Below are 10,529 nucleotides of genomic sequence, written 5' to 3' on the forward strand. Positions count from 1 at the left end.
CCGCAATCTCGCGGGCAAGGTATTCGGTGTCGTCGAGCTGGCGGCCGGTCTGCTCCCTGTCCTGAGCGAGGTTCGCCCGGTCCCGGTCGTCCTGCCGGTTCTGCGCCAGCAGGATCAACGGCGCCGCATAAGCCGCCTGCAACGACAACGCCAATGTCAGGAAGATAAACGGATAGTTGTCGAACCGCAGGTCAAGCGGCATGACAATGTTGTAACAGATCCATATTACGACCACCACGCTCTGCAGCACAAGGAAACGGGCGGTTCCGATGAACCGGGCGATGCGTTCGGCAACCCGGCCAAAGGCGTCCGCTTCGGCGGGCCGGCGGGCCAACGCTGAGCGGCGTGACGGACGAGGCTGGTCGAGCCTGCCCGCACCGCGGCGGATCTTCATGATCCGGGCCGCCTCAGACCGTTGTCGCGCCGATCCTGACCGCCTGGCAGCGCCGTGCTCACAGCGTTACTTCGGGCATCGCTGCGGGGATCACTGTGGCCGTCACTGTGGGTGTCACCGCGGGAATCACCGTCGGAATCACCGCGGGAATCACCGTCGGAATCGCTGTGGGAATCACCGTCGGAATCGCTGTGGGCGGTATCGGCGGAATCGCCGAGAGCGCCCGCGCGGGCATCGGAATCCAGGTCACGTTCCCGCCAGTTGGCCGGCAACATGTGGTCGAGAACGTCGTCGACGGTAACCACACCGACCAGTCTGGCGAGCCCGTCCAGCACCGGGACCGCCACCAGGTTGTACGAGGCGAGCAGGCGGGTCACCTCCGGCAGGGACGTCTCCGGGCGCAGCGGGGTGATGTCGATGTCAATGATGCCACCGACGAGGGTCCCAGGCGGTTCCCGCAGCAGCCGCTGGAAATGCGCAAGCCCCAGATAACGTCCGGTCGGGGTCTCGAACGGCGGGCGGACCACGTAGACCTGCGCGGCCAGCGCCGGTGACAGTTCCGGCGCCCGCACCCGCGCGAGCGCCTCGGCCACGGTCGCGTTCGGGCCGAGGATCACCGGCTCACTGGTCATCAGACCGCCGGCGGTGTTGTCCGGGTAGACCAGCAGCCGGCGCACCGGTGCCGCCTCCTGCGGCTCCATCAGCCGCAGCAGCCGCTCGGCCTCCTCGGCGGGCAGGTCCCTCAGCAGGTCGGCGGCATCGTCTGGACCCATCGCCTCCAGGATGTCAGCCGCTCGATCGTCGGCGAGCCCGCCGAGCAGCTCGATCTGCTCATCCTCGGGCAGCTCCTCCAGGACGTCGGCGAGGCGCTCGTCGTCCAGGGCCGCGGCGACCTCGGCCCGGCGCTTGCTCGAAAGATTGTGCAGCAGGGACGCGAGGTCCGCGGGGCGGAGTTTCTCGAACGCCGCGAGCAGGTTCGCCGCACCCTGGGTCTCCGCGGGCAACGAGATTCCGGTGACCTCATCCCAGGAGACCGTGCGGACCTCGCCGCGTCGTCGCCGACCGGTCCGTACCGCCACCTGGTCGAGCACCCAGTCGCCACCGCGGATCGGTTCGATCGCCGCGTCCACCACGGTGACGGTCGCCTCGGTCGCGACCAACGTCACCTGCCGGTCCAGGAGCTCGCCGAGCACGAGGATCTCGCCCGGACGCTGCGCGAACCGGCGCCAGCTCAACCGGGCTGAGGAGAGCACGACGGCACCCGACTCCACCCCGGTCACCTTGCTGATCGGCACAAAGATGGGACGGCGTTGCACCTCGACGGCAAGCCCCAGCGCGCGCGGCGGTTCGTGGCCAAGGCGCAGGGTCACGACCACGTCACGGACTCGCCCGACCACATCCCCGTTGGGATCGAGGACAAGCAGGCCCGCCAGCCTGCGGCAGAACAGCCGAGCCGGTGCTGTGGTCACGGCGTGAGGCTACCTCCGCCCCCGATGCCGGGCGCTCTTGGCAAAAATGATCATTGCTCCGCTCGCGCCGGCCTGCACCAGCCAGGCCACGGCCGCCGGCTCCACTCGCGCCCGACCCCGAATGCCGCGATACTGCTCATAAGTGTGTGGCAGCCCATCCGCAATGGTCGCGATTGACGTGCGGCCCGTACGCGGCTGTGCGGCTGTTTTTCGGCAGAGCAGTCGGCAGAGCAGTCGACAGAGCAGTTGGCAGGTGCCGGTTACCGGTGATAGGCGGAGAAGGGAAGCGGACACGATGGGCAGGATCGCGCAGACCGACGGTCTGACCGATGTTCAGGCTGACATTCTGTCGGCCGTGCGCACGTTCGTCGACAAGGAGATTCTGCCATACGCCACCGAACTCGAACACAAGGACGAGTTCCCCGAGGCGATCGTCGAAGCCATGAAAGAGATGGGGCTTTTCGGGATCACCATTCCGGAGGAGTACGGCGGGCTCGGTGAATCGCTGCTCACGTACGCCCTGGTTGTCGAGGAGATAGCCCGCGGCTGGATGAGCGTCTCGGGTGTCATCAACACACACTTCATCGTCGCCTACCTCCTTCTCCAGCACGGCTCCCCCGAGCAGAAGCAGCGGCTCCTGCCGAAAATGGCGACCGGGGAGGTGCGCGGCGCGTTCTCCCTGAGCGAGCCGGGCTGCGGTTCGGACGTGTCCGCCATCACCACCCGGGCCACTCGCGACGGCGACGAATACCTCATCAACGGCCAGAAGATGTGGCTGACCAACGGTGCCCGTGCCGGCATCGTCGCCACCCTTGTCAAGACCGACGAGGGTGCCGACTCGGTCTACCGGAACATGACGACCTTCCTGCTGGAAAAGGAGCCCGGCTTCGGCACCAACGCCGGCATCACGATTCCCGGAAAAATCGACAAACTCGGCTACAAGGGCGTCGAGACCACCGAGATGGTGCTGGACAACCACCGGGTACCGAACTCGTCGATCCTCGGCGGCGCCGACGGCCGGGGCAAGGGCTTCTACCAGATGATGGACGGTGTCGAAGTCGGCCGGGTCAATGTCGCGGCCCGCGCGTGCGGCATCATGATCCGGGCATTCGAGCTGGCGATCGCCTACGCCCAGCAGCGCCGCACCTTCGGTAAGCAGATTGTCGACCATCAGGCGATCGCCTTCAAGCTGGCCGAGATGGCGACCAAGGTCGAGGCCGGCCACCTGATGATGGTGAATGCCGCCCGCAAGAAGGACAGCGGCCAGCGCAACGACGTCGAGGCGGGTATGGCCAAGTACCTTGCCAGCGAGTACTGCTTCGAGGTGACCACCGAGTCGTTCCGCATCCACGGTGGTTACGGCTACTCCAAGGAGTACGAGATCGAGCGACTTTTCCGGGAGGCGCCGTTCATGCTCATCGGCGAGGGTACCTCCGAGGTACAGAAGCGCATCATCAGCCGGGCGTTGCTCAAGGAGTACAAACTCCCGTAGCCAACCCCGCCAGCCGCCGGCCGCGCGAGCATGCTTCTTCTCGCGCGGCCGGCGGCCCCAAGCGGGCTAGCGCTCGAGCGGGCTAGAGGTACTGCCTGGCCGGCCCGACCATCGCGCGTACGGTCTTGCCGTCGTGGAACTCGCCGATGGCCGTCATCGTCCAGTTCGGCCCACCCTGCTGACGTGCAACCTTGCACATGACGAGACCGGTGTGCGGTTTTGACTCCGACAGGTCGAAACGGACGAGCTCGGCACCGGTGAAATCGTCGATCAGGCGGCAGAAGGCGTTACGGACCTCGGTGAACTGCTGGCCCTGAAAGCTGTTCACCGTGAAGACCAGCGCTTCGACGGTGGACGGGAGCCCCGCAAGATCGACGAAGATGGTCTCGTCGTCGCCCTCGCCGCTGCCGGTGAGGTTGTCACCGGAATGGCGAACCGCGCCGCGGGCACCCTTCTTCGACATGAACCACACCTTGTCGACGTCCTTGCCGCGGCTGTCGAACAGGATGCAGGAGGCGTCCAGATCGATCTGGCGTCCCCGGTGGGCCGGATCCCAACCCAGTGCCATCCGCACCCGGGTCAACGGCGGGGTCCCGGTCTTGACCAGTGAGACACTCTGGCCCTTGCGCAACGAGACCCGGCCCTTGTCCAGGTTGACGGTCGGGGCACCGGCCACCTGCGGGGCCGGTTGTGGCTGCTGGCCGTGCGGCGGACCCCATTGTTGTTGTGCCTGCGGGGCCGGTGATGGCTGCTGGCCGTGCGGCGGACCCCATTGTTGTTGTGCCTGCGGGGCCGGTGCTGGCGGCGGGCCCCACTGCTGCTGGGGTTGGGCTACCGGCCGCGCTGGGGATGCCGGCTGCGCTGGGGATGCCGGCTGCGTCGGCGGCACATAGAGCTGTGTGGGTGCCTCATCCACTGCCGGATCATCCACTGTGATCCCGAAGTCGGTGGCGATACCGGCAAGGCCCGAGGCGTACCCCTGCCCCACGGCACGCACCTTCCAGGACCCCTGGCGCCGGTACAACTCGACGAGCACCAGTGCCGTCTCAACGGTCAGCCCGACCGGGTCGAAACGGGCGAGTTCCGCGCCCCGAAGATCTCTGACGGAGACCTGCAGTGCCCCGACGGTGGCGAAGGTCGACGGGCCGGACCCGTCCAGGCTGCCGGTGATGACGACCTTGTCGATGTCGGCGGGTACCAGCCCCAGTGCGAACTCGAGCGCCGAGGGTGGGAGGAGGCGCACCCCGGGGCCGGTGGGCTGGTTGAAGAACACGAAGTCGGCGTCCGAACGGACCTTGCCGCCCGCCGTGACCAGCAACGCGGCGATGTCGAGCGGAGTCGACGAACTGATCTCCACACGTACATCATTAGTGGACAACGGTGCGTTCGCGCCCTTGCTCAGCACCTGCGCCATGGCGGCCTCCACGTCTGGATTGCTCGGGGCCTCCGGCCGCAGGAGAAGAGCCGTGACCGCGCGGCCTTGTGAGCGCCCGGGGTCGGACGCTCACAGCCTATTAGGTTCCTTCGGGTCGCCGGCGCCGCGTCCCGCGTCCAGCGACCGGTCCCAACCCGAGGCGGCGGATCGGTACGAACCAACCGCTCAACGAACCGAACAACCCGGACCCGTCTGTGGGCTCCCCGACGCGTGCGACCGAGCTGCTGTCCCCGCGACCCACATTTCTTGATCATCAGAACCGCCTGGACGCCTCAGCCCGCAGCTCCATTTGCGGTGATTAGTAGGACTTACGACCACGAAATGTTCACCCGTGAACCGAAACTTTACGCGACCCCAACCCGGGTCATTACTCCGAGTAAAAATGCGAACGAAATGATCCACGCCAGCCGGAGATATGGTTTATCCCGCCGACCGGAAGAGACGATGAGCCGGAAGAGACGATGAGAATGAACACCACGCCGATGACCAGAGAGGACACCACTCGATCTTGCGCGAGGAGAAGTGCCCGATGACAAACGCCGTTGAGGACGCCGGCGCGCTCGAACGCGTCCGGGAGCATCTCGCGACAGGCGAACCGGCCGGGGGAAGCGTCCGCGTTCCGATCTTGAGTTCGTGGCGACGCTGCGAGTCGGTCGGGCTCACCCCGGACCGTCTCGCGCCTTCCTACCGGTCCGATCTCGACCCGGAGGAACGCATCGCCCGCGTGGCCGCGCCTGTTCTCGATCGGCTGGAAGCCAGCCTCGCGGGTACCGGAGTAGGCGTGATTCTCACCGACAGTGAGGCAACTGTCCTCCAGCGTCGCGCAAGCGGGCTGGCGCTGAACCGACATCTGGACGGGGTGTGTCTCGCACCCGGCTTCAGCTACGCCGAACACGTCGTCGGTACCAACGGGATCGGCACCGCGCTCGTGGAACGTGGCCCCTCCTATGTTTCGAGCGTCGAGCACTTCGCCGCCCGCCTACACCCGTATGTCTGCGCGGGCGCACCGATACGCGATCCGATCAGCGGCCGGATCGAAGGCGTCATCGATCTCACCTGCCTGCGCTCTGCCGCTGATCCGGCGATGGTGGCTCTGGTCCGTGAAACCGCCGGCGCCATCGAACGGCAGCTGCTGGAACAGTGTGCGGAGCGGGAGCGCGCCCTCCTCCGGACATTCCTCCAGAACAAACGGCGCACTCGCACGTCCATTGTGGCGGTAGCAGGTGACCCGTGCGTTCAAGCACCGGCCGAGGTCGTCCTTCGTGCCGCCGCCAACCTCAGGATAAACAACCAGGACGAACAAATCCTGCGGGAGAAGGCGACGGACCTCATTTCCGCCGCGCGTCGGGCTGCCGTGGAGGTGCGTTTGTCCAACGGCCAGGTAGCCGTGCTGGTGTGTCGGCCGGTGACGGCCTCCGCCGGTGCCGCGGGGCTCGCTGTCGAGGCCAGCCTCACCGGCGGGACGCCGCGGCATCCGGTCACCACAGGCGGCATCGCGCTCCCACACTCCGCACCCGAAAACGACCTGCCACGACAGCTACGGCTGATCAAGTCGGAAGTAGCCGAGCCGGAAGTAGCCGAGCCGGAAATGGCCGAGCCGGCTGGTGACACCGACAGGTGGCTGCTGCTGGTGGGCGAACCGGGGGTCGGCCATGTCGCAATCGCTGCACGGAAACGTCTGGGGCTACTTTATGAGGCCAGCATGCGCATCGGTACCACCCTGGACGTGACGCGGACCGCCGAGGAGCTGGCCGATGTCGCGGTCCCACGATTCGCCGACCACGTCACCGTTGATCTTCCTGACGCTGTCCTGCGCGGGGACGAACCGACCAGCATGAATGAAGGAATGCGCCGCATCGCCGTCCGCGGCATCACGACAGAGGGCGCGTTCTACCCGCCGGGCGACCTCGTGTGCTACCTCCCGGCAACCCCCCAGGCGCAGTGCTTCACCCACGGGCGGTCAGTTCTTGAGAAAGATCTACGGGTCGCGAGCGGATGGCTGGCTCAGGATCCCGCGCGCGGTGAGACTCTTCTCGACCATCGCATCCACTCACTCATGACAGTCCCGATGCGCGCACGCGGCGAGACACTCGGGATCGCCAGCTTCTACCGATCCGAACAGCCCGGCGCCTTCGAGGAGGATGACCTGTCCCTCGCCGAGGAACTGGTCGCCCGGGCCGCCGTGTGCATCGACAACGCCCGCCGCTACACCCGCGAACACGGACTGGCGCTGGCCCTCCAACGCAGTCTGCTCCCCCGGGGCGTACCCGCACAGCATGCCGTCGAAGTCGCCCACCGCTACCTGCCTGCCCAGTCGGGAGTAGGCGGCGACTGGTTCGACGTCATCCCCCTGTCCAGCGCCCGCGTTGCCCTGGTGGTTGGTGACGTGGTCGGCCACGGCCTGCACGCCGCCGCCACCATGGGTCGCCTACGTACCGCCGTCCAGAACTTCTCCGCCCTGGACCTGCCTGTCGATGAACTCCTCGGTCATCTCGACGACCTGGTCAACCGTCTTGACGAGGAGGAGGGCGCCGAACCCTGCGGGCACGGGATGATCGGGGCAACCTGCCTGTACGCGATCTACGATCCGGTCTCCAGACGCTGCACCATGGCGCGGGCCGGACACCCGATGCCCGCACTCATTGCGCCCGACGGCAGCGTGGAGTTCCTCGATCTACCTGCCGGACCACCGCTCGGCCTTGGTGGACTGCCCTTCGAAGCGGTCGACTTCGAGATGGCTCCCGGCAGTCAACTCGTCCTGTACACCGACGGGCTCATCGAGGACCGACACCGCGACATCGACGCTGGTCTCGACCAGCTCCGGCGCCTGCTGGCCCATCCCGACCGTCCGCCGGAGGAGACCTGCCAGGCTCTGACCACGGCCATGCTCCCAGCTCATCCAAGTGACGACGTCGCCCTTGTGGTGGCTCGAACCCGCGCACTTGATCCACAACGCCACGCCAGCTGGGAGATACCCGCTGACCCGACGGTCGTCTCCACCATGCGTGCAGCGGTCACCCGGCAACTCACCGCCTGGGGGCTGGCGGAAGCCGCATTCACCACTGAACTGGTTGTCAGCGAGCTGATCACCAATGCGATCCGGCACGCAACCGGCCCCATCCAGGTTCGCCTGCTACACGACCACACGCTGATCTGCGAGGTATCCGACGCCAGCGGCACATCCCCCCGGCTGCGCCGTGCCAGCACCACCGACGAAGGCGGCCGTGGCCTTTTCCTGATCGCTCAGCTCACCCGACGCTGGGGTGTCCGATACACGTCCAACGGCAAGGTCATCTGGACCGAGCAGCCGCTGCCGCCATAGACGGTTCATCAGGCCCGTAGGGTCGGTTCCATGGACAGCGCGGATGTACTCAGGCTGGTGGAGGCCCACCTGATCCGGGAGCTCGGGCCTGACACCGGACGCGCGGAGATCACATTTCTCGGCGCAGAGCCCATCGAGGTCCTGCGTTTCGGCAGCACAACGCGGGGAGTCGTCCGCTACGCAACCCTCGGGATGTCCATTGCCCCGATGGGCGATCCGGCATCATCAATGATCGACCCGACCGGACCACGCACCGAGCTGGTGCTCTCCCTGAAGGACCAGCGCGACAGTGTCGCCCGGCGGCTCGCCCTGCTGGCGGCGATACCCGCTGTCGAAGGCGTCCCGGTTGTCGCCGGAGCAGGACTCGACCTGGGTGAACCGCTCTGGGACGGCGCGCGCTTCACCGCCGTCCTCGTCGCCGAGCCCGGTGGGCTCATCCCCGACCTGCCGCTGGCAGACCCGACCGACCCACCGGCGACACTACCGGCCCGGACAGCGACGCAGGCACCGGCACCCGTGCGTTTCCTGCCGGTCCTGCCGATGACCCCCAACGAGTCGGCGTTCAAGCGGGTACACGGAGCGGCCGAGCTCCAGCGGCGATGGTTGGCCGCCGGAACCGACCTACGGGATCCCACCCGCCCGCAGCTGCGCCTCGACCTCGACCTCGACGACAGCTGACAGCTGACAGCTGACAGCTGGAACACGATCAGGAGCCGGTACCGATATCGGCAAGGTCCTTGACCACCGGCACACAGGCCCGCTCGATCCAGGCGTCCGCCGGCTCGCCGCCGGGCGGCACCACGATGACCGTGTCCACGCCGATCCGCGCGTACTGCTCCACGTCAGCCAGGAACTCGCTCGACTCGCCCCGAGTCAAGGCGTCACCGCCGTGGAGAATCGTCTTGGTGATCTCGGCGTAGTCGCGGCCGACCGCGTCGCAGTGAGCTTTGAGCACGTCGAGTTTGTGCGCGACCGCATCCACCGAGGGCGCGAACAGGTTGCAGGCATCCGCGTAGGTGGCGACCAGACGCAGCGTCTTCTTCTCCCCGCCTCCACCGATCAGGATCGGCAGTCGTGGCCGGCTGATCGGCGCGGGCACGCAGAGCGTCTCGGCAAGCTGGTAGTGCCGGCCGTCAAACGGGCCGTTGTCGTCACTCCACATCTGCCGGCAGATCCGCAGCGTCTCCTCGAGCCGCTCGAACCGCTCGGCGAGTGGCGGGAACGGCACGCCCAGACCGTGGTGCTCGCGGTCGTACCAGGCTGCGCCGATGCCGAGTTCCGCCCGCCCCCCCGAGAGCACGTCCAGCGTTGCCACGATCTTCGCCAGCAGTCCCGGATGCCGGTAGGTCGTGCCGGTGACCAGGAGGCCCAGACGCAGCCTGGCGGTGTGGGCGGCCAGGAAACCCAGCGTCGTGTAGCCCTCCAGCATCGGTTCATCCGCGGGGAACATCGCCTCCATCTGGAAGTAGTGGTCCATCACGCTGAGATGGGCCACCCCCGCGTCATCGGCGATCCGGGCGGCACGCGCCAGGACCGGCGCGATCGCCTCGGTACCGCCCGGCCAGGTGAACCGGACCACATGTACGCCCAGCTGCATCGCCAACTCCTCACGTCCCGCGACGCGGTCATCGCGTCGTCATCACACGGCCATCACACGGCCATCACACGGCCATCCCACAGTCATCACACGGTCATCGGCCGGATGGGCGCCGACCGCCGCCTGCTCCATCCTGACCGAAAAAGCCGGACCGGTCACTACCGGGTACACGATCATCCCCTGGTCGCAAATCCGGCGGATGTGCGACCGACCTGGGAGGATCGGCAACGGGTTCAGGTGCCAGGTGTCCAGGTGCGGGTCCAGGCATGGCCGCGTCCATGACGGAGCTCACGCTGCAGCGAGGAGAGCTACATCATGCAGTTTGGTCGTTACTACGAGGAGTTCGAGGTCGGTGCCGTCTACAAGCACTGGCCAGGCAAGACCATCACCGAGTACGACGACCATCTGTTCTGCCTGCTGACCATGAACCACCATCCGCTGCATCTGGACGCGAACTACGCCGAGCAGACCACCGAGTTCAAGCGGAACGTGGTCGTCGGCAACTACGTGTACTCGCTGCTGCTGGGTATGTCCGTGCCCGACGTTTCGGGCAAGGCGATCGCCAACCTCGAAGTCGAGTCGCTCAAGCACGTCAAGCCCGTGTTCCACGGCGACACGATCTACGGCGAGTCCGAGGTGCTGGACAAGATCGAGTCCAGGAGCAAGGACGACCGGGGCATCGTTCAGGTCGAGACCCGCGGCTACAACCAGGAGGGCACCCTGGTCTGCATCTACCGCCGCAAGGTGATGGTGCCCAAGCGTTCCTATGGCGATGCCCGCGGCGGGGAGCAGCCCGGCCGTCCCGTTTCTCCCGCTTACC

General features: G+C 66.8%; 8 protein-coding genes. 4 read left to right on the top strand and 4 right to left on the bottom strand.

Translation table 11 applies throughout. The features are described 5' to 3' along the window. Window positions 1-394, bottom strand: a 394-nt coding sequence (locus tag U9977_RS21725) for a DUF1003 domain-containing protein (protein WP_322751133.1), incomplete at its 3' end; no start/stop codon positions are given. After that, a complete protein-coding gene (locus tag U9977_RS21730; protein ID WP_322751134.1) occupies window positions 391-1,863 on the bottom strand; it encodes a magnesium transporter MgtE N-terminal domain-containing protein in 1,473 nt (490 codons plus the stop codon). The genes U9977_RS21725 and U9977_RS21730, both read right to left, overlap by 4 nt. A 295-nt stretch (window positions 1,864-2,158) precedes the next feature. Here U9977_RS21730 and U9977_RS21735 point away from each other — a divergent pair, with 295 nt between their 5' ends. Further along, on the top strand, window positions 2,159-3,355 hold the full coding sequence (locus U9977_RS21735) for an acyl-CoA dehydrogenase family protein (RefSeq protein ID WP_322751135.1): 1,197 nt from the start codon (window positions 2,159-2,161) through the stop codon (window positions 3,353-3,355). 82 nt (window positions 3,356-3,437) lie between these two features. Here the strand turns inward: U9977_RS21735 and U9977_RS21740 are convergent, their stop codons facing one another. After that, window positions 3,438-4,769, bottom strand: a complete 1,332-nt coding sequence (locus U9977_RS21740) for a TerD family protein (RefSeq protein WP_322751136.1) — start codon at window positions 4,767-4,769, stop codon at window positions 3,438-3,440. A gap of 550 nt (window positions 4,770-5,319) precedes the next feature. Between U9977_RS21740 and U9977_RS21745 the strand changes: the two genes are divergently transcribed. Beyond that, window positions 5,320-8,112 carry a SpoIIE family protein phosphatase gene (locus U9977_RS21745; protein ID WP_322751137.1) on the top strand — a complete coding sequence of 931 codons (2,793 nt, stop codon included), beginning with the start codon at window positions 5,320-5,322 and terminating at the stop codon, window positions 8,110-8,112. 30 nt (window positions 8,113-8,142) lie between these two features. Continuing rightward, a complete protein-coding gene (locus U9977_RS21750; RefSeq protein ID WP_322751138.1) occupies window positions 8,143-8,790 on the top strand; it encodes a suppressor of fused domain protein in 648 nt (215 codons plus the stop codon). 28 nt (window positions 8,791-8,818) lie between these two features. On the opposite strand, the gene U9977_RS21755 is transcribed toward U9977_RS21750, so the two are convergent. Continuing rightward, entirely contained in the window at window positions 8,819-9,709 is an 891-nt protein-coding gene (locus U9977_RS21755; protein WP_322751139.1) for an LLM class F420-dependent oxidoreductase, read from the bottom strand. A 315-nt stretch (window positions 9,710-10,024) separates the two neighbouring features. Here U9977_RS21755 and U9977_RS21760 point away from each other — a divergent pair. Beyond that, window positions 10,025-10,529: MaoC family dehydratase (locus U9977_RS21760; protein ID WP_322751140.1), on the top strand; the 505-nt coding region annotated here is incomplete at its 3' end.

The organism is Protofrankia sp. Cas8 (assembly GCF_963555845.1).
Taxonomy (GTDB): Bacteria; Actinomycetota; Actinomycetes; order Frankiales; family Frankiaceae; genus Protofrankia.